General features: G+C 67.7%; 18 protein-coding genes, 1 tRNA gene and 3 pseudogenes. 11 read left to right on the top strand and 11 right to left on the bottom strand.

From position 1 onward, the window contains the following. Positions 1–22: 22 nt before the first annotated feature. From RM543_RS17995 to RM543_RS17965, 7 genes are all read left to right on the top strand, one after another. A complete protein-coding gene (locus RM543_RS17995; protein ID WP_311694182.1) occupies positions 23–991 on the top strand; it encodes a TRAP transporter substrate-binding protein in 969 nt (322 codons plus the stop codon). Between the two features lie 67 nt (positions 992–1,058). Continuing rightward, positions 1,059–1,922: a VOC family protein gene (locus tag RM543_RS17990; RefSeq protein WP_311694180.1), complete on the top strand. Its 864-nt coding sequence runs from the start codon at positions 1,059–1,061 to the stop codon at positions 1,920–1,922. Then, positions 1,919–2,785 carry a VOC family protein gene (locus tag RM543_RS17985; protein ID WP_311694178.1) on the top strand — a complete coding sequence of 289 codons (867 nt, stop codon included), beginning with the start codon at positions 1,919–1,921 and terminating at the stop codon, positions 2,783–2,785. Before RM543_RS17990 ends, RM543_RS17985 begins: the two co-directional genes overlap by 4 nt. Further along, entirely contained in the window at positions 2,785–3,474 is a 690-nt protein-coding gene (locus RM543_RS17980) for a class II aldolase/adducin family protein (RefSeq protein WP_311694176.1), read from the top strand. Before RM543_RS17985 ends, RM543_RS17980 begins: the two co-directional genes overlap by 1 nt. 10 nt (positions 3,475–3,484) lie before the next feature. Then, on the top strand, positions 3,485–4,939 hold the full coding sequence (locus tag RM543_RS17975) for a 2-hydroxymuconic semialdehyde dehydrogenase (protein WP_311694174.1): 1,455 nt from the start codon (positions 3,485–3,487) through the stop codon (positions 4,937–4,939). A 10-nt stretch (positions 4,940–4,949) separates the two neighbouring features. Further along, positions 4,950–5,732, top strand: coding sequence for an FAA hydrolase family protein (locus tag RM543_RS17970; protein WP_311694172.1), 783 nt, complete (start codon positions 4,950–4,952; stop codon positions 5,730–5,732). Then, positions 5,729–6,496: an HpcH/HpaI aldolase family protein gene (locus RM543_RS17965; protein ID WP_311694170.1), complete on the top strand. Its 768-nt coding sequence runs from the start codon at positions 5,729–5,731 to the stop codon at positions 6,494–6,496. The genes RM543_RS17970 and RM543_RS17965 overlap by 4 nt, the downstream gene beginning before the upstream one ends. Positions 6,497–6,731: 235 nt before the next feature. On the opposite strand, the pseudogene RM543_RS17960 reads toward RM543_RS17965, so the two are convergent. From RM543_RS17960 to RM543_RS17950, 3 pseudogenes are all read right to left on the bottom strand, one after another. Beyond that, positions 6,732–7,301 (bottom strand): annotated as a pseudogene (locus tag RM543_RS17960) (IS5 family transposase); the annotation flags it as partial. Between the two features lie 288 nt (positions 7,302–7,589). Next, positions 7,590–8,611 (bottom strand): annotated as a pseudogene (locus RM543_RS17955) (IS110 family RNA-guided transposase). Positions 8,612–8,710: 99 nt separating this feature from the next. Then, positions 8,711–9,008: pseudogene (locus RM543_RS17950) on the bottom strand (transposase); the annotation flags it as partial. Positions 9,009–9,278: 270 nt separating this feature from the next. Here RM543_RS17950 and RM543_RS17945 point away from each other — a divergent pair. Continuing rightward, positions 9,279–9,352: transfer RNA gene (locus RM543_RS17945), tRNA-Cys, on the top strand. Positions 9,353–9,534: 182 nt separating this feature from the next. Here the strand turns inward: RM543_RS17945 and RM543_RS17940 are convergent. From RM543_RS17940 to RM543_RS17910, 7 genes are all read right to left on the bottom strand, one after another. Then, the gene (locus RM543_RS17940) at positions 9,535–9,873 is read right to left on the bottom strand and encodes a hypothetical protein (RefSeq protein WP_311694168.1); all 339 of its coding nucleotides are present in this window, start codon (positions 9,871–9,873) and stop codon (positions 9,535–9,537) included. After that, a complete protein-coding gene (locus RM543_RS17935) occupies positions 9,870–10,832 on the bottom strand; it encodes a tyrosine-type recombinase/integrase (RefSeq protein WP_311694166.1) in 963 nt (320 codons plus the stop codon). Before RM543_RS17935 ends, RM543_RS17940 begins: the two co-directional genes overlap by 4 nt. 34 nt (positions 10,833–10,866) lie before the next feature. Beyond that, positions 10,867–11,040, bottom strand: a complete 174-nt coding sequence (locus tag RM543_RS17930; RefSeq protein ID WP_311694164.1) for a hypothetical protein — start codon at positions 11,038–11,040, stop codon at positions 10,867–10,869. Further along, positions 11,027–11,320: a hypothetical protein gene (locus tag RM543_RS17925; protein ID WP_311694162.1), complete on the bottom strand. Its 294-nt coding sequence runs from the start codon at positions 11,318–11,320 to the stop codon at positions 11,027–11,029. Before RM543_RS17925 ends, RM543_RS17930 begins: the two co-directional genes overlap by 14 nt. A gap of 169 nt (positions 11,321–11,489) precedes the next feature. Further along, entirely contained in the window at positions 11,490–11,924 is a 435-nt protein-coding gene (locus tag RM543_RS17920) for a hypothetical protein (protein ID WP_311694160.1), read from the bottom strand. Beyond that, the gene (locus tag RM543_RS17915) at positions 11,921–12,463 is read right to left on the bottom strand and encodes a hypothetical protein (RefSeq protein WP_311694158.1); all 543 of its coding nucleotides are present in this window, start codon (positions 12,461–12,463) and stop codon (positions 11,921–11,923) included. The genes RM543_RS17920 and RM543_RS17915 overlap by 4 nt, the downstream gene beginning before the upstream one ends. Before the next feature lie 72 nt (positions 12,464–12,535). Beyond that, entirely contained in the window at positions 12,536–14,122 is a 1,587-nt protein-coding gene (locus tag RM543_RS17910) for a hypothetical protein (RefSeq protein WP_311694156.1), read from the bottom strand. Between the two features lie 143 nt (positions 14,123–14,265). Here RM543_RS17910 and RM543_RS17905 point away from each other — a divergent pair, with 143 nt between their 5' ends. The 3 genes from RM543_RS17905 to RM543_RS17895 all read left to right on the top strand — a co-directional run bounded on the left by RM543_RS17905 (position 14,266) and on the right by RM543_RS17895 (position 16,198). After that, a complete protein-coding gene (locus RM543_RS17905; protein WP_311694154.1) occupies positions 14,266–15,048 on the top strand; it encodes a hypothetical protein in 783 nt (260 codons plus the stop codon). 167 nt (positions 15,049–15,215) lie between these two features. Then, positions 15,216–15,530, top strand: coding sequence for a hypothetical protein (locus tag RM543_RS17900; protein ID WP_311694152.1), 315 nt, complete (start codon positions 15,216–15,218; stop codon positions 15,528–15,530). 143 nt (positions 15,531–15,673) lie between these two features. After that, complete coding sequence (locus RM543_RS17895) at positions 15,674–16,198, top strand: hypothetical protein (protein ID WP_311694151.1); 525 nt, start codon at positions 15,674–15,676, stop codon at positions 16,196–16,198. Positions 16,199–16,216: 18 nt separating this feature from the next. On the opposite strand, the gene RM543_RS17890 is transcribed toward RM543_RS17895, so the two are convergent. Then, positions 16,217–17,449 carry a MobA/MobL family protein gene (locus RM543_RS17890; protein WP_311694150.1) on the bottom strand — a complete coding sequence of 411 codons (1,233 nt, stop codon included), beginning with the start codon at positions 17,447–17,449 and terminating at the stop codon, positions 16,217–16,219. Between the last annotated feature and the right edge of the window lie 24 nt (positions 17,450–17,473).

Here is a 17,473-nt window from a genome sequence, read left to right as displayed (position 1 = left end):
CGTTTCGGGAGGAGAGCCGAAGATGACACGGAAGACGACAGCCCTGCTGGCCATGACCGCCAGCGCCCTCGCTGCCCAGACCGCCGGCGCCGAGGAGTACCGGATGGGCCTCATCACCCCGCCGTCCCACCAGTGGACGCAGGTTGCCGAGGCCGCGTCGGACGAGATTGCAGAGCGCACCGACGGGCGTGTCGAGATCCTGATCTTCCCCTCGGGGCAGCTCGGCAGCGAATCCCAGATGCTCCAGCAGCTCCAGACCGGCGCAGTGGATTTCGCCTTCCTGACGCTTGGTGAGTTCGCGAACCGCAATCCCGATTACGGCATCTTCCTCGCGCCGTACCTCGTGGACGACGTGGCCGGGGCGCGCGAGATCCTTAAGGGTGACGTCGCCGGTCAGCTCTTGGACGGAATGGCCGAGTTCGGCCTCGTCGGGCTCGGCTGGGGCATGGCCGGGATGCGGATGATCGTGACGGCGGATCCCGTGGACAGCGTCGAGGATCTCGCCGGCCTGAAGATCCGCACGATCCCCTTCGCCCCCGAACTGGCCTTCTGGGAAACCCTCGGCGCCGCGCCCACGCCGATGCCGCTGCCGGCGCTCTACGATGCCTTCGCCAACGGCCAGGTGGACGGCATGCAGATCGATGTCGAGGGCACCTGGAACACCAAGTACTACGATCATGCCGGGCAGATCATCATCTCCGACCACATGATGTTCCCGATGGCCGCCGTGGCCTCGGGGCGGAGCTTCCAGTCTATTTCCGAGGAGGACCGCGCGGTGATCGAGGAGGTCTTCGGTCAGCGGGTGGACGAGATGGTCGGCGCCTATGCCGAGATCGATGCGGAATACCGCGAGAAGCTGGAGGGAACGGACGTGCCGGTCCTCGAGGCCGACCGTGCCTGGTTCGGCAGCGCGATCGACGACTGGTACGCCGAGTGGCGCGAGAAGGCGCCCATGCTCGAAGAGCTCGAAGCCGAAGCAAGCGGCCTCTGAGCGACGCTCGAGACTGCGGGGTGGCCGACCGGCCGCTCCGGCGGATCACCCGGAAGGATTGAACCATATGACCGAGTTTCGCGATCTGCGGTACGTCCGCGTCGAGGTGGAGGATCTGGATGCGGCGACGCACTTCTCCGCCGATGTCTTCGGCCTCCAGCCCGCTGACAGGGACGGCGCGCGCGCCATGTTCCGCTCGGACGAGAGGAACTATGCGCTGTGCTGCTCCTCCGCCGGAGACGGTGAGGCCGTCGCGCTGACCGTCGGGAGCCTCGCCGCGCTCGAGGACGTGCGGGCGCGCCTCGAGGGCGAGGGCATCGCGGTATCGGACCTGGACAAGGATCAGGCGGTCGCGCGGCAGGTGAAGGCCGGGATCGCCGCCTCCGCGCCAAACGGGGTCGCGGTGGAGATCGTCTGGCGGCCGATGACCTCGGGCTGGCGCTACCACGGCCCCCGGGATGCGGGCATCTGCAGCTTTCAGTCCGTGTCCATGGCCTGCGCCGATATCGCGGCGAACGAGCGCTTCTGGACCGGCGCCCTTGGGCTCCGCATCGCGGATTGGGCGGGCGACGCCGTCTTCCTTGCGCTCGACGATGCGCATCACCGCATCGCCCTCTACCCCTCCTCGAAGGACGGTCTTCTCGGTGCGACCTGGGCCGTGGAGGACAAGAATTTCGTCATGGGCGGATGGTACGCCCTCAAGGCGCGGCAGGCGCCGATCGTTGCCGGTCCCGGGCGGCAACCGACCTCGGGAGCGATGTTCGTCACGACCCGCGCGCCGTTCGGTCTTCTGATGAGCTATGTCTGCGAGATGGAGGAAGGCCCGGAGCTCGCCGAGCGGGGGCCGCGTCAGTTCGCGGATGCCGCCGCCAGCCACTGCGCCTGGGGATCCCCCACCGATCAGGCGGAATTCCTGGGAGAACGGACATGATCGAGCTGAACGACGTCGTCTATTGCCGCCTCGGCACCACCGACCTTGCCGGCGCGGAATGGTATGCCACCAATATCCTGGGCCTCGAAGTGTCGGACCGGCGCCGCGGAGCGGTTTACTTCAAGTCCGATTCCCGGGCCCACACGCTCTGCTATTTCGAGGGCGATCCCGAGGATCAGGCCACCGCGTTCGAACTTGGACGGAAAGAGGATCTCCATGCGGCCGGCGCCGCGCTGGAGGCGCTCGGGCACCGGGTCCATTACGGAAGCCGCGCCGAATGCGAGCAGCGCTTCGTGCGCGAGTTCATCCGGTTCAACGATCCCACGGGCAACACGATCGAGTTCGTCGTCCGTCCCGAAGCCACGGGACAGCGGTACCACGGCACGCGCGATGCGGGCATCACCGGCTTCAGCCATGTCGGCCTCTGCACCACCGATGCCGAGCGGGACGAACTCTTCTGGACCACGGTCTGCAACGCGAGAGTCAGCGACCGAATTGGCGACGCGCCCCTGATGCGTCTGGGGACGATCCACCATTCCATCGCGCTCTTCCCCTTCCACAAGGCGGGGATCCAGCACATCAATCATCAGGTCGGCGGCACCGACGACATCCAGCGCAGCTTCAACTTCGTGCAGGACAACCAGGTCAACGTCACGTTCGGCCCGGGCCGCCATCCGACCTCTTCGGCCGAGTTTCTCTACTTCACCGGCCCCGAGGGCATGACCTTCGAATATTCCACCGGCGTGCGGGAGATCCACGACGAGCCGCTCTGGCGTGACCGGCAGTTCCATTTCGCGCCGAAGGGCTTCTGTCACTGGGGCGCCGCGCCGCGGATCGCCGCCTTCGAAGACGGTTCCATCTGATGACGGGCCACGGCGACATCGCACGCACCGTGCGCATAGCGGCGCGGGCGCTGGGACGGGCAGGTCTCGTCCATGCGTACGGCCATTGCTCGGCCCGGCTGCCGGGGGAGGAGACGTTTCTCGTCTGCCCGCCCGTGCCGATGGCCCAGGTGGCGTGCGGCGCGGATTGCACGGCGGTCCCCGTTATCGGCGCCCTGCCGGAGGGCGTCCTGGGCGAGGTGCGCCTGCACCAGAGGCTCTATGCGAGCCGCCCAGGCGCCGGCGGTGTCGTCCGCTTCATGGGGGCGAGCGTCATGGCGCTCGGTGCGCTCGGCCGGACGCCCCGGATGCGCCACGGCTTCGGCACCTACTTCGCTCCGGGGGCCGGGTTCTGGGACGATATCCAGCTGATCCGGGAAGATGATGCGGCGGACAAGGCCATCGCCGCGATGGGGAAAAGCCGGGCGCTCCTGATGCGGGGCAACGGCGCCGTCGTGGTCGGGGACAGCCTCGAAGAGGCGGTGGGGCTTGCCTTCTACCTGGAGGATGCCTGCCGCATCGAGCTGGCGGCGTTGGCGACGGGCCTCGAGGGCGCCCCCGAGATCAGCGCCGAAGAGGCCGAGCGCAGGGCAACCCGCTCGGGACGCATCTTCGAACGAATGTGGGACCATCTGACTGCAGGCGATCCCGAATTGCCAGCCAGCCAGTGAAAGGACGGACGTGACCAATTTTCTGAACTTCATCGACGGTGAGTTCGTCGCCGGGGCGGGCGAAGCCTACCCCAACCATTTCCCCACCACGGGGGAGGTGATCGGCGAGGTGCGCGCGGCGGATGCCGCACAGGTGGATGCCGCCGTGGGCGCTGCCCGCGCCGCGCTCAAGGGACCATGGGGCCGGCTTTCGGTGCCCGACCGGGTCGTCCTCTTGCGCAAGCTCGCGGCCGGCATCAACGCCCGCTTCGACGATTTCCTGGCCGCCGAGATCCGCGACACGGGCAAGCCGCGATCCCTCGCGAGCCATATCGACATCCCGAGGGGCGCCGCCAATTTCGATGTCTTCGCCGATCAGATCCTTGCCGATCACACGGAAACCTTCCGGATGGCCACGCCGGACGGGCGCGGCGCGCTGAACTATGCGCTGCGCACGCCCCGCGGGGTGATCGGTGTCGTCTGCCCGTGGAACCTGCCGCTCCTTCTGATGACCTGGAAGGTCGCCCCTGCCCTCGCCTGCGGCAACACCGTGGTCGTCAAGCCGTCGGAGGAAACGCCGGCGACGGCGGCGCTCCTCGGGGAGGTCATGAACGACGTCGGCATTCCGCGCGGCGTCTACAACGTCGTGCAGGGACAGGGTGGCGGCAGCGCCGGCGAGTTCCTGACGCGGCACCCGGGCGTCGACGGCATCACCTTCACCGGTGAGACCACGACCGGCGAGGCCATCATGGCCGCTGCCGCGAAGGGGGTGCGCCCCGTCAGTCTCGAACTGGGCGGCAAGAACGCCGGCATCGTCTTCGACGACGCGGATGTGACGAAGACGCTGGAGGGCCTCGGCCGGGCGTGCTTCGCCAATACCGGGCAGGTCTGCCTCGGAACCGAGCGCCTCTATGTCCAGCGCGGCGTGTTCGACGAGATCGCGGAGGGACTGGCGAAGTCGGCACGGGGCTATCGCATGGGCGATCCGTTCGACGCGGCCACCACGCTCGGCCCGGTCATCTCCGAGCGCCAACGCGCCAAGGTCATGTCCTACTATGACAGGGCCCGCTCCGAAGGGGCCGAGATCCTTGCCGGCGGTGCCGCGCCCGCCCTTCAGGGCTACGAGGGCGGCTACTGGGTCGAACCGACGGTCTGGACCGGCCTGCCCGAGACCAGCGGCGTCGTCACCGAAGAGATCTTCGGCCCCTGCACCCATATCTGCCCTTTCGACGACGAGGAGGAGGGCCTCGCGCTCGTCAACGACAGTCCCTACGGCCTCGCCACGACGATCTGGACCGAGAACCTGACCCGCGCCCACAGGGCGGCCGAGGCGATCGAGGTCGGCATCTCGTGGATCAACTGCTGGTTCCTGCGCGATCTGCGCACGCCCTTCGGCGGCTCAAAGCAATCGGGTATCGGCCGCGAGGGCGGGGTCCATTCGATGGAGTTCTATTCGGAACTCCGCAATGTCTGCGTCAAACTCTGAGGACACGAAAATGCTGAGCGAAGAGCAGCGGGCGGAGGCGGTCGCCTCGCTTCTGGAAAGCCACCGCACGAAGGTTCAGGGCGAGCGCCCCTCCCAGATGTTCCCCGGCATCGAGATCGAGGACAGCTACGCCATTTCCTCTGCCGTTGCCGCACGGAAGGTGAAGGACGGGGCGCGGATCGTCGGCCACAAGGTCGGCCTGACTTCGAGGGCGATGCAGGCCTCCTCGAAGATCGACGAGCCCGATTACGGCTATCTATTCGACGATCTCGTCCTGCAGGACGGGGCCGTCGTGCCGTTCGAGAGCTTCTGTGTGCCGCGCGTCGAGCCGGAACTGACCTTCATCCTCAAGGAGCCGCTCAAGGGCCCCGGCATCGGGCTGGTCGACGTGATGCGGGCGACGGAATGGGTCGTCCCCTCCATCGAGATCATCGACGCGCGGGTGACCGAGCCGCGGAAGATCTACGACACCGTGGCCGATAACGGCGCGGCGGCGGGGATCGTTCTCGGCGGGCGCCCAGTGCGGCCCGAGGATGTGGACCTGCGATGGGTCGGTGCCGTCTTCTATCGCAATGCCGGGATCGAGGAGACCGGGCTCGCCGCCGGCGTCCTCGGCCACCCCGCCATGGCGATCGCTTGGCTTGCGAACAAGCTCGGCCCCCTCGGCACGACGCTGGAGCCCGGCCACATGGTCCTCTCCGGCTCGTTCACACGCCCCGTGTGGGCGGAGAAGGGCGACACACTCCACGCCGATTTCGGTCCGCTTGGTTCGGTCGCGGTGCAGTTCTCATGACCGAGGCGCCGAAGAACCACTTCAAGCGCAGGCTCCTCGCGGGCGAAGTTCAGCACGGGCTCTGGATGTCCCTCGCAAGTCCGGTCGCGGCAGAGGCCCTGTCCCTCGTGGGGTATGACTGGCTGCTCTTCGATGCCGAGCATTCGCCGGTCGAGATCGCGAGCCTTCAGCCGCTCCTTCAGGCCGCGGCGGCGGGGTCTTCGTCCTGCGTCGGGCGGCCCGCATGGAACGACAAGGTCCTGATCAAGCGCATGCTCGACATCGGCTGCCAGACGCTCCTCATTCCCTTCGTGCAGACGCCAGAGGACGCCCGCGCCGCAGTCGAGGCGTCCCGCTATCCGCCGGCGGGCATACGGGGCGTTGCCGGCGGCACGCGCGCCAGCCGCTTCGGCCTCGCGCCGGACTACTTTGCCACGGCGAACGAGGAAATCTGCATCATCGTCCAGATCGAGACGGCCGACGCGGTGGACCGGCTGGAGGAGATCGCGGCCGTCGAGGGTGTGGACGGTGTGTTCATCGGCCCGTCGGACCTCGCCGCGTCGATGGGCCATCTCGGCCATCCCGCCGCTCCCGAGGTGCAGGAGGCCATAGAGGTCGCCGCCGAGCGGATCAGGCGCGCCGGCAAGGCGCCCGGTATCCTCGCGACCAGGCCGGAGGACGCACGCCGCTACCGCGACTGGGGCTACCGCTTCGTTGCAGCCTCGGTGGATCTGGGCCTCTTGATCGGAGCGGCGAAGGGCGTTCTGGAACAGGTCCGCACGTAGCGCATCGCGGCATGTCTATGCGAGGGGCCGGATCGCTTTTCCGGCCGCCCCCGCTCCCGGCCGTGGGCATCGTCGCCACGGGTGCGCAGCGCGCCGATCCTTTCGGCCGCCACGGTCAGGTCTCCGGGGCTTCTTGAATGTCGTCAGCGATTACGCTCGGCAGGTATTTTCGCTCGGGGTCGGCGTTGTTGCGGAACTCCCGCCTGAGACGCACTTCCCCCTTTCCCGTTCGGTGTCAGGCCACGCGAGCGCTCTCGGCGGTGCCGAGGAATGAGAAGCGGTTCATGAGGGCGATGCGGATGTGAACTTCGGCGGTCTGACGGTCAAGGTCTCGTGCGGCGATGCGCTCACCGAAGGCCTTCAGGCATCACATCTCCGCTTCGACCCGACGTCGCGTGGGGTAGTCGGTCCAACGCTTCCAGAATGCCCTGCCATAGTGGCGCGTCGCGCGCAGGGTTTCGTTCCGGACCCGGGCTGCCAGGCCATCGTCCTTCCAAGGTCGGCCGTTCTTGCGGATCGGTATCACCGGGACGGCGTCTCGCTCGATGATGGCGGTGTGGCAACGGCGGGTATCGTAGGCACCATCAGCGGTCACCGTGGCGATCTGCTCGTCGCGAGGGACTTCGTCGAGCAGATCCGGCAGGACAGGGCTGTCGCCGTCCCGGCTCGAGGTGAACTCCACCGCCCGAATGTCGGAGGTCGCCGGGTCCATGGCCAGATGATCCTTTCGCCACTGGCGACGGCCCTGCACACCGTGCTTGCGGGCCTGCCACTCCCCGTCGCCGAGGAACTTGATGCCACTCGCCATTGTCCTCGGACCATGTATGGATGGCCCCTTGACAAGAGCTTTGTTCGGATTTGGCATTTGGTCGGTCGCGGCCATGTATACGGCGTCTGATCAGCGGCATGAGGTGCCGCGCGCCCTGATGAAGTCCGCTGGGGGGACGGGTCCCGATCAATGGCCCGCGGTCTGAGCCGCACCGGTCCGAACTGGGTGTTCCGTCCATCCTGTTCTTCGCCTCTTCGCCATCACCTCACGCTGCGCCTCACCGTCTCAAGCACCGCCGGATGCACCCCGGTGGCGATCTCGTTTTTAGCCTGGCACGGCACGGTAGCTGTCTTCCCGGGCGATGAGCGCCCAGGCGGTGCGGGCCATGCGGGCGGCCGCGAGACGGCCACTACCTTCACCGGTTTCCTCGCGAGCATCCGGTCCAGCCAGTCTGGCGCCTGCTGATCCGTGGGGACGAATCGCCGCCCCCGCCGCGCGCTGATCCGCGCCATGGCCCCAAGGTAGAGCAGGCGGCGCAGGTAGCGGTTCCCGGCCTTGGAGATCCGCCCGAGCCGCTCCTTGCCGCCAGACGAGTGCGCCCGCGGCGTTAGTCCAAGCCAAGCGGCGTAGTCGCGGGCGGACCGGAAGGCAGCCACGTCGGGCGTGGTCGCCGCGAAGGCCGAGGACGCGATGGGGCCGAACCCGGGGATCGTGGCGAGCCGCCGGGCGAGCGGGTCGGTCTTCTGGGCCGCTGTGATCCGCGCCGTTGCGATGCCGATCCTCTCCTCCAGATCGCGCAGCTGGCCGACGAGCAGGTCGAGCGCCGGGCGCGCCGCTGCGGGCACGTCGCGCGCAGCCTCGAGCAGCCGGTCCAGGTTGTGGATGCCCTTCGCGACCACCATCCCGAACTCCGACAGATGCGAGCGGATCGCGTTCACTGTCTGGGTCCGCTGGCGCACCAGGAAGTCCCGCGCCTTGTGATCGAGCAGCGCCGCTTGCCGATCGGCCGACTTCACCGACACCAAGCGCATCGTCGGGCGCGTGACCGCCTCGCAGATCGCTTCCGCGTCGGCTGCGTAGGTCTTGCCCCGCTTCACATACGGCTTCACGTAGGCCGGCGGCATCAGCCGCACCTCATGGCCGAGTGCGCCGAGTTCTCTTGCCCAGTGGTGCGCGCCCGAGCAGGCTTCCATCCCCACCAGGCACGGCCCAAGACGTTCGAAGAAGCCAAGAACCTGCGAGCGCCGCAACTGGCGGCGAAAGACGACCCGTCCCTCCGTATCGACGCCATGAGCCTGGAATACGCTCTTCGCCAGATCGAGGCCGATGACGATAGGCTGGTCCATGGATGGCTCCCCTCGGTGGAATGCTATGCAGCTCCCACCTTGGCACATCGCGATGCCGCTGGCGGGGCCATCCATACCATCAATGGCGGACAAAGGCTCGTTGTCGACGAACAGGTTGAGTGGGCCATCAGCGCGGGATCTGGACCCCAAGCGTCTTCTGCCGACGACAGAGCGTCGAAGCATCCGGCACGGGCCAGTCGAGCCCGGCCTGCCGCAGAAGGCTCGCCACCATCCCGGCGGTCTGCCGCAAGGGGAGCCGGAAGAGCACCTTGATCGACAGGCAGAATTGGATCGCCGCATCAGAGAAGACGGGCGGCCGACCAGGTCGCCCCTCACGCGGCGCGAGCCACGTCCTGCCCTTGTCCAGCCAGATCAGCAGCGAGCCACGCTTGCGCAGCGCGGCGCTATAGTCCGATCAGTTCGTCGTGCGGTAGCGGGTGGGTGAGCGTTTCGGCATAGCCCCCTCCTAACTTCATGGGTTCGTGCTGTGAATCCTCGCCGGGCAGAGTTTTGCAACAACGCCAAGCCAGACGGAAAATTCGCAGAAGGTGAGATTGCCGCTAGGGAACTGCCCCTTTGACCCCTTGCGACCATCACGTGTACGGACTAGGAATGTTTGCCGAAGCGTTTGCCGCGCCAACCACACTAGCGGTTAATCCATTGGAACGGCGAGTTGGCGGAGTGGTTACGCAGCGGATTGCAAATCCGTGTACACCGGTTCGATTCCGGTACTCGCCTCCACCTTATTTTACTGGGATTTTTGGTATTTTCAGCCCTTTTCGGAGGCGCCAGAAATCGGCCGGTTTACAGGTTGGTTTACAGCCCCACCTGTTTCAGCCCCCTCACCGACACGAATAAGGGCCGCGAGGATTTCTCCCCGCGGCCCTTGGTATTTCGTCAGTGGTGGCGCTCGGTCAGGCCGTTCAGCGCAGCACCGAGAACTCCCGGAGCGCCGCGATGCGGTCATGGTTCGACCGTGGTCCGATCTGGACGCAGGCCACACACATGCTGTCCGGTTTCTCCCAGACTCGCCTGGTGAGGTAGCCGAGAACCTCGAGGGCCTCGTCCGCCACTATCTTGGCAAAAAGGAAGTCATCGAGGTCCACACTGGGCACCTCCACCCTCGGCCAGACGATGGTACGGCCGGACCGGTCGACGTAGACATTGCCGAAGACCGGGCAGCCCCGGGACTTGGGAAAGACCAGCTCGCACCATGCCGCCGCCAGGGTCAGGTCGGCCCGCACCTCGTTCAGCGCGATCATGCCCCGCCCCGCTTCGCGGCCTTCCGGGCCGCCTTGCGCTCCGCCTTCGCAGCCTTCTTCTTGGCCTTCATTAGCTTGCGATGCACTTCATCGGTGACCTCAGGCACCTGGGCCGCATAGCGCTCGATCACATTCGCGGCGTGCCGCAGGCCCCAGCCCATGCAGACCGCGATCTCGTTCAGGTTGCAGCCCGCCCGCAGAAGCGCCGTCGCCGCCGTGCCGCGCAGGTCGTAGGGCCGAAGCTCGTCACGAATGCGCACCGGCAGTTCACCCGCCGCCACCTTCGCATTGTGCCGATCCTTGAGAGTGCGGATCACCTGCGATGCCCGCACGGAGGTGAGCTGATGGCCGGTGAGCGAGGTCACCAGAAGGTCCTGCCCCTCCGGAATCGTGTCGATCAGCTCCCCCAGCGCATCCGTCACCGGAATGCTGACGGGGTTGTTCGTCTTCTGCCGGCGGAAAAACAGGCGGCGGCCCTCGGGTGTGCTTTGCACATGCCGGCGCCGGAGCAGAACGACATCCTGGGGCGCCAGGCCACCCTCGGAAAACGCGATGACGATGCGCCTCTCGTCGGGGGTGGCCTGCTCCAGAAGCATCTGGATTTCGACCGGCAGCCAGACCTTGTCGGACCGGTCGGACTTGTAGAGCTTCTCCTGCCCCTTGTGGAAGTGCACCTTGATGGCCGCGTCGCGGTTGACGCACCAGTTGAGGAAGGTCGTCACCACGGTGCCGGCATAGTCATAGCGCTTGTCCGAGTGGCCCCACTTGTCGGACCGCCACTTGCGGATCTCGCCCAGGGACTCCGACTCTTCGAAGAGCGAAATTGGATCCTCACCGAACTCCTCCTCGAATGCGTTGAGGAAGAGCTTGTAGTCCTTCTGGGTCCGGGGCTTGAGCTTCCGGAACTCGCGGGAGTCGCGATAGCGCTCCAGCACCGAAGCGGTCGAGTTCTCGACCACCTTGGGCGTTACCCTCAGCCCGCGCAGGGCGGCATCATAGGCGGTGACGTAGCGGGGATCCCGACTCGTCGAATTCCTGGTCCGAGTCCCAGAAACACGTGCCGCTGCCGCGGAAGACGTAGTGATACTTCCGCGTTGTGCCATCAGCGAGTTTCTTGGTGACGCGGTGCACGCCGACGATGCGGGTCTTGTTCTCATTTCTTGCCATTACGGTTCCTCCGCTGCTGGGTCTTGCTCAGGGGTTTGTCGGCGTTCGCCACGCCGCTTGCGCCGGGGGCCGGCGGCAGCATGCCCTGCGCCACGTTGAGCCGGTGCCGCACGAGGAGCGGATCGTAGATGTCGTGGCGGCCGGGCACTGGGGTGATGCCGAGCATCTTCAGCGACTGCCGGAAGGCGGAGGTGACGCCGGAATAGCGCATCTTCTCGGCCAGTTCGGCGCCCGTCATCAGGGGCGGGAAGCCGGGGTTGAAAGAAGAGGTGTCGAGCATTGCTTCATCCTTTTTGCGTTGCTTGTACGCAGGAGGTGCGAGCGGCTTGGGCCATCCGGTTGGAACTTTGACCAGGGTTCATTATCTCCGGTACGGCGCGCCGGCCGGGAGCAGCAGAGGGACTGCCGGCGCGCCGTCATGCAGTTGATTTCACTGCATGTTCCGGGGATCAGAGGGCTTGGCGCAGGGCCTCGACGGCGGCCTCGGCGGCGAGCCGGTCCTGGATGGCCTCGAGAAGAAAATTCAGCTCGAGAATGACGGCGAGGGCGTTCGAGAGGGCGTCGGCCTCTTCGGTCATCCTCGGCTCCTGCCAGAAGGCGGGAGAGACATTGCCCTCGCCCGCCTCTGCCCGGTCGACCATGACGGTGCCTTCGGTGATCCGCTCCACGAGCCGCCTCTCGAGGCTCGCCAGGTGATCGAGCGCCGGGGCGTCGAAGATCTCGCGCGCCTCCAGCATCCGCAGCAGCCGCTCCGGCCCCGCGCGCTCCTGCGGCGGCAGCCGGTGGAGCACATCCTCGCGGATCGCCGTCGCCGCGATACGGGCTATGGCGAGCGCCTCGGCGGCGAGGTCTTCGACGGTGGGGGAGGTCTCGGGGCCGCTCATCGGGCACCTCCCGCCACAGCGCGGTCTTGCAGGAGGTCGCGATTGTGCCGGGCCGCCGCGCGCCCCTCGGCCAGCCAGCGGCGCCGCTCCTCGCGCCGTGCCCGGCGCCGGTCGGCGGCGATGTCCGCTTCGGCCTGCATCCGGGCGCGCAGGGCGTGCAGACGCTCCATCAGCCCACCGTCGAGCCGGCCGATGCGGGGGTCGCCGTGGGTCTCGGCGTCGAAGCCGGGGTGATCGAGGCTGACGAACAGCGTCCGGGCAAGGGTGAACCGCGATGGCCGGTTGAGGCCGGCCTCAGCGATGGAGGGCGCCTGCCGGACGATCACCTCGCGGCCGCGATTGGATTTGCCATAGGCGGAGCTGCCGTAGGCGAGCTTGGCGAAGCTCTTCCCGGTAAGCCGGGGCGTGTCGAGAACGAGGCAGGGCCGCATCTTGGGCGCCTCGCCCTCGGGGAGATCTTCGGTGGTGGGAAAGCGGAAGAGAACCACGTCGCCGAGCGCGAGATCCTGCTGCCAGTCTGGTTGGATTTGATCGAACATCATAGCTCCTGTCGTGAAGTGAAACGACGGCAGCTCTTCTGTCAGGGCCCCAAGACCGCTTGCCGCTGCGCGTCACGAGGCGCGTGCGGCGGCAAAGGGGTCGGGGCATGCCATTGCCCCCGGGAAGATCTCTTCCGCCAATACGATCTCTTCCGGTGTCGGCGACAGGTCCGGCAGGCGGTTCGGCGGACTTCGGCTGGGGTCGGGCCGGGTCGGGGCTGGTTGCGCGGGGGGCTGGCGGTGGTTCCTGGGGGCTTCGGGGGATGGGTGGAGGGGCTGGTGCCCCGCTGAGAGGGCGGGCCGGGGCCTGCGGCGTGGCAAGCCCCCCTGTAGCGGCGGCAGACCTGTCTCACGCGGGGTGCAGGTGTCCTGGGACGCCGGTTCGGCGGTTTTCGCGGCGGGCGCCGGCGGACAGCCCCGGCGATACCAGGTCGCGCGGGAATAACCGTGGGCCTCCCATGGTTTTTCCCGGGAGGTTGCATGGACGGCGAGGTAGTCCTCGCGCGTTGCCATCCCCTTCGCGCGGCGGCGGCCGGCCTCCTTCTCCAGCCGCCGCCGGGCCCTCTCCGCCTCGGAGTGGATTTGTTTGAGATGCAGGCGGCGGGCGAGATCATCGGAGACGCCCAGCATCTCGGCCGTGCGCGCGCCGCTGTAGAAATACCGATCCTGCTCGCCTTTCTGACGCCGCTCGGCCGCGCGGATCACGGCGGCGACCTCGGCAGGCGACAGGCCGGCACAGTGGCGCGCCGCGGCCTCGACCTCGGGCGCGAGGTTGGGACCGCCGTGCTGGTGTGTCAGGCAGGTCGCGAGCAGGTGAAGCCATGAGTTGCGAAGCCCCTCCGGCACCTGCCCGCCCCAGTGCCGGGCGAGCGCCATCAGGTCGGCGCGGACCTGTGCGAAGCGGGCGGCGGGGGCGAGGCCGCGCGGGCCGCCGGCCGGCATGGCGTGCCGCTCAGCCTTCCGAGCCTTCCGCTGACCAAGCTCCGTCCGGGTGGGCCGGCCGGCGGCGGTGTAGATCGCATCGGCGAGCGCGTCGAAATCGTGGCGCCGCAGGGTGCCGCCCAGGACGGTGACGGTGCGGCCGCATTTCGCATTCACCGTCTCGGGAAGGCGGAAGATGCGCGCGGCGTCGCCACAGGAGCGGTCAGCCCCGAAGGTCGCAAACAGGTCGATCAGGCAGCGCTGAGCCGGCCGCCAGCGCGGCGCGGCGGCACCGGGCAGCTCATGAATGAGCCAGAGCACGGCGAGGCCCCGGCCGGTGTCGGTGACGACCGAGGGCAGCGACAGGCCGAGGCCCTGCGCCGCCGTCTTCACCGCAAGCGCCACCTTTCCCGGCGCGGCCCCGCGCCATTGCGGCATGGTCCGATAATCGAGATCGAGCGCCAGCACGTTGAGCGCCGCCAGCCTCCCGCCGGAGCGCGTGCCACGGAAGCGATGCAGGGTGACATAGGCCGCGCGGTCGAGCCAGTTGAGCGCCGCGAAGGGCAGCGCATCGGGGCGGTATGTGCGCGCGCAGCGCCTGTCCTCTTCCAGCAGCATCAACGTCGCCGAGCCTTGCGCGCCAAGCGGGTGCAACAGGCGCAGGTAAGCCTCGGCCGGCATGTGCGCGGCGGCGGGGCGCGTGGCGGTGCTGAAACTGTGGTGCTGCGAGAGATCCATGGGCAGGACCTACGTCCGGCCGGCTCTTCCCAGAAATTGACGTTAAGTCATGTGGTCGGTCGTTTTCGGGCCACCCCGGGCGCATCCAGGTCCTGGTCAGGCAGCCGATCCCGGCCGCCGCGCATCACAGGAAAGGACCCCCGATGCATGTTCTCCCCATCGGCCTGCCGGCACTTCTGTCCGGCATGGTCGCCCTCGAAGCGGCGAAGCTGAAGCTCCAGCTCAACGCCTCGGTCTCCGGCCTGCTGCGCGAAGCGATGAGCCGGTTCGATGTGACCTGCCACGCCCGCCTGCAGTTCGACGCGCGCGGTGCGTTCAGATCGGTGACCGCCAGCCTCGAGCGCACCTCGCTCGAAGATGTCGAGGCCCAGATTTCGTGGGAGACCTTCGGTCTGCTGCGCTACCGGCTCGAGGAACAGGTCGTCGCGGCATACCTGGACCACGCCGTCGAGCGCCGACTGAAGCGGGGGCGCGAGCTGGCGCATCTGGGTGACGAGGCGCTCGAGGCCCTCCGCCTGCGCTGCCACTCGCGCATCGGCTCCGACCGGCTGTCCACATCTCATCTTCAAGAAGCTTTTCTCGGCCGGCTCGCCGACGCCGAGGTCGCGGAGCGCCAGCGCGACAGCTCGAAACACCGCAGGCTCCAAGCCATCGAACAGGCCAAGCCCCTGCGCGAGCTGCTGGAGCTGGAGCGCGCCGATGCCGAGCGCGACGGCGGCGGGCATACCGATATAATCGGCTGCAACCATTACGGCGTGGCGTCAAAGGCGCCCGAGGAGACCCGGAAGATCTACGACTACCGGGCCTATCACGCCGAACGGCGCGAGGGGTTTCCTCTCTTCGACATCTGGGGCGAGCCCTGGCCTAAACGCGGCCGGCGCAAGCGGACGGCTGTGGATAGCCAAGAGGTCGCGAAGACCCCGTGACCAAGCGGAGGGAGCTCCCGCGTTCGGCCTCGCCACGCGGGGCGCCGGGGGCCAGCTCCCTTACGCAAGGTCATGTCGCCGATCTTTCCCGCGCAATCTCGAACCTTCCGACTTCCTCATCAGCCGGCCGATCCCCGGCCGCCGCGTTTCACGAAAGGAAGACTTCCATGAACGACGCACTCGACATGCTCCGCCGCGCCAAGGCGGAGAAAGCCGCGCATGAGGCCGCCCTGGCCGAGATCACCTCTGGCATGGGGGGCGGCGACACCGGCGCCTGCCGCCGCATTCTCGGCGGGGCGGACGTTGACGATGCCATCGGCCCGCTTTCGACCAGCGAGACCATCGCCGTCGCGCTCGCCTTCGGCCGGCTCGACCTGCTGCCGGAGGACTACGCCGATTTCCGCGCTGCCTGGCAGCGGCTCGACACGCGGCAGCGCCGCCTCGTCGACACGGTCGCCCGCGCGCCCTGGCGGCGGGGCTGACCGAGGCCGCTCTCCACAACTTTATCGACAGCGCGCCTCCCCCTCGCGCGCTGTCTCCTCAATCATGAAGGATACAAACGATGATCTCCCTCCAAGTGGGTCAGCCCTCCTCCCTCCCCCGGTTGCCGCAGGATGGCGCCTGCATGTTTCTCAAGGAACAGGGCGATGACCACCTGGCAATCTGTGCCATCGAGCTTCGCGATATCGACGACGCGGAGCGGCTTTCGCTCGGTTCCGCGAAGCTGCACCTTTCGCTGACCAAGCTGCGCAGCGGGCCGGACGTTCTGCCTGTTCTCGTCATCCGCGTGGGTGGCCTCTGCCTTGATTGCAGCTTCGCGCTGGGGATAGAGGCGCCGGCGGATCGCATCGCGCTGCGCAGGGTTCTGGAAACTGCGGAAAAGCTGACGTCGCAGGCCACCTGGCCTTTCGTTCTTCATGTGGTCGACAGTGCGACCGGCCAGATCGCGGCCCTGCGCATGACCTCGCTTTCGCCGCGTTTCTGGCAGGAAACCGCATGCGCCATTCTGGCCTCCGATAACATTGACCGGGCGCGCCACGACCGTCTTCTCACGAAGGCCCACGGGCGGTTTCCCAGCCCTCAGCACATCGCTCGCCGCGCGGCAATCAGCGAAGTGGCCGGCATGGCTCCCAGGGGGAATTGGGTCTGATCGCGTCATCGCCCAGGCTCACCCGCCGCCCCTCACCCTCTGCCTCTGGCGCGGCGGGCGGGCGCGTTTCTTCTCCTTCTCGCTCATCACGAATTTCGGCGGCTGCTCCGTTTCCGGGGTGGCCGCCGTTTCTGTTTCGGGGTCGAGAGTCCTGTCGCTTTCCGGTTCGATCTCGGCCTTGAGCCTGCCTTCGGCCCATGCGATCGCGGCCGGCTGCGGGTCGAGCGCGTCGAGGTGGGGGGCGGCCGCGATGGCCTCGGCGCGGGCGGCGGCGGTCTCGGCGGTGTCGATTTTCGCCTCGGCCTCGGCGGCCTCCGCCCGGCGCGCCGCCTCCGTTTCGGCGGCGATCCGGTGCGACCTTTCCAGCCGCGCCTTCTCGCGTTCGGCGTCCCGCAGGATCAGCCAGCTCTGCCAGAGCGCCTCGTTCGCGGCGCGGGTCTTCGCCCGGGCCTGGCCGAGGAAGGTGTCGTCGCGCCCCGTCTCCTGCTCACGCCGCCGACCGCGCGCCGCGTTGCGCGGCCCGAGCTTGGGCTGCGGGGTCAGCCCCTCGGGCGCGTCGCCGGCCGCGGCGGCCGCCTCGTAGCTGCGCAGGTCCACAAGGGTCTTCACGCCCGCCTTTTCCAGATGACGATTGACGCGGCGCTGCCATTCCTCGCGGATCTGGCGGACGCATCCGGGGCCGGTTTTTACGTCGTCGAGGTCGCGGATTTTCTCGCCGAAGCTCTGTGTTTCCTCGTCCCAAAACCTCGTCGGGCACAGGATGTGAACGTGGTGATTGAGCGGATTCCCTCGCTCATCCTTGCGCGGCTTCGCCGGCTTTTTCCGCCCCTCGGTCTGCGGGATCATGTCGGCGACGACCTCGTCATCCAACCCATGGGCAAGCGGGTGATGGATCGCCGCCATGGCGGAAATCCCGAAGCGGTCGTGCAGCCAGAGGCAGTAGCCGCGCACCAGAACGCGCTGCGTCTCAAGCGGTAGCTCGTGCGGCAGCGACACCAAAATCTCACGGGCGAGCCGGGCGCGGGGATTTTTCTCCGCCGCGCTGGCGAGGTTCCAGATCCGCTCGGGATCGTGGGGCATCTTGATGGATTCGACCGAGACGACATCGCGGCGGCGGGAATAGTTTTTCACCTGCCCAGTGCGGTCGCAGCGGTAGCGCCCGCCCGCACAATAGGCCGCGGCCGCGACGATGGAGGGCGTGTTGGCGCGGTTGCGGATCTTCACTTCGAAGCGGGAGGCTTTGTGTCTCATGCCGAGGAGATGGCGCCCCCGGCC

Origin of the sequence: Tropicimonas omnivorans, assembly GCF_031846565.1 — a bacterium.
Taxonomy (GTDB): domain Bacteria; phylum Pseudomonadota; class Alphaproteobacteria; order Rhodobacterales; family Rhodobacteraceae; genus Tropicimonas_B; species Tropicimonas_B omnivorans.
This window is presented reverse-complemented; position numbering and strand designations above follow the sequence as displayed.

Bases quoted from the DNA above. Each gene is read 5' to 3' on its own strand.
- RM543_RS17980 (WP_311694176.1), top strand. From the start codon at position 2,785: ATGACGGGCCACGGCGACATCGCACGCACCGTGCGCATAGCGGCGCGG.
- RM543_RS17965 (WP_311694170.1), top strand. From the start codon at position 5,729: ATGACCGAGGCGCCGAAGAACCACTTCAAGCGCAGGCTCCTCGCGGGC.
- RM543_RS17900 (WP_311694152.1), top strand. From the start codon at position 15,216: ATGAACGACGCACTCGACATGCTCCGCCGCGCCAAGGCGGAGAAAGCC.
- RM543_RS17905 (WP_311694154.1), top strand. From the start codon at position 14,266: ATGCATGTTCTCCCCATCGGCCTGCCGGCACTTCTGTCCGGCATGGTC.
- RM543_RS17990 (WP_311694180.1), top strand. From the start codon at position 1,059: ATGACCGAGTTTCGCGATCTGCGGTACGTCCGCGTCGAGGTGGAGGAT.
- RM543_RS17920 (WP_311694160.1), bottom strand. From the start codon at position 11,924: ATGAGCGGCCCCGAGACCTCCCCCACCGTCGAAGACCTCGCCGCCGAG.
- RM543_RS17985 (WP_311694178.1), top strand. From the start codon at position 1,919: ATGATCGAGCTGAACGACGTCGTCTATTGCCGCCTCGGCACCACCGAC.
- RM543_RS17995 (WP_311694182.1), top strand. From the start codon at position 23: ATGACACGGAAGACGACAGCCCTGCTGGCCATGACCGCCAGCGCCCTC.
- RM543_RS17940 (WP_311694168.1), bottom strand. From the start codon at position 9,873: ATGATCGCGCTGAACGAGGTGCGGGCCGACCTGACCCTGGCGGCGGCA.
- RM543_RS17895 (WP_311694151.1), top strand. From the start codon at position 15,674: ATGTTTCTCAAGGAACAGGGCGATGACCACCTGGCAATCTGTGCCATC.
- RM543_RS17925 (WP_311694162.1), bottom strand. From the start codon at position 11,320: ATGCTCGACACCTCTTCTTTCAACCCCGGCTTCCCGCCCCTGATGACG.
- RM543_RS17890 (WP_311694150.1), bottom strand. From the start codon at position 17,449: ATGAGACACAAAGCCTCCCGCTTCGAAGTGAAGATCCGCAACCGCGCC.
- RM543_RS17970 (WP_311694172.1), top strand. From the start codon at position 4,950: ATGCTGAGCGAAGAGCAGCGGGCGGAGGCGGTCGCCTCGCTTCTGGAA.
- RM543_RS17930 (WP_311694164.1), bottom strand. From the start codon at position 11,040: ATGGCAAGAAATGAGAACAAGACCCGCATCGTCGGCGTGCACCGCGTC.
- RM543_RS17910 (WP_311694156.1), bottom strand. From the start codon at position 14,122: ATGGATCTCTCGCAGCACCACAGTTTCAGCACCGCCACGCGCCCCGCC.
- RM543_RS17915 (WP_311694158.1), bottom strand. From the start codon at position 12,463: ATGTTCGATCAAATCCAACCAGACTGGCAGCAGGATCTCGCGCTCGGC.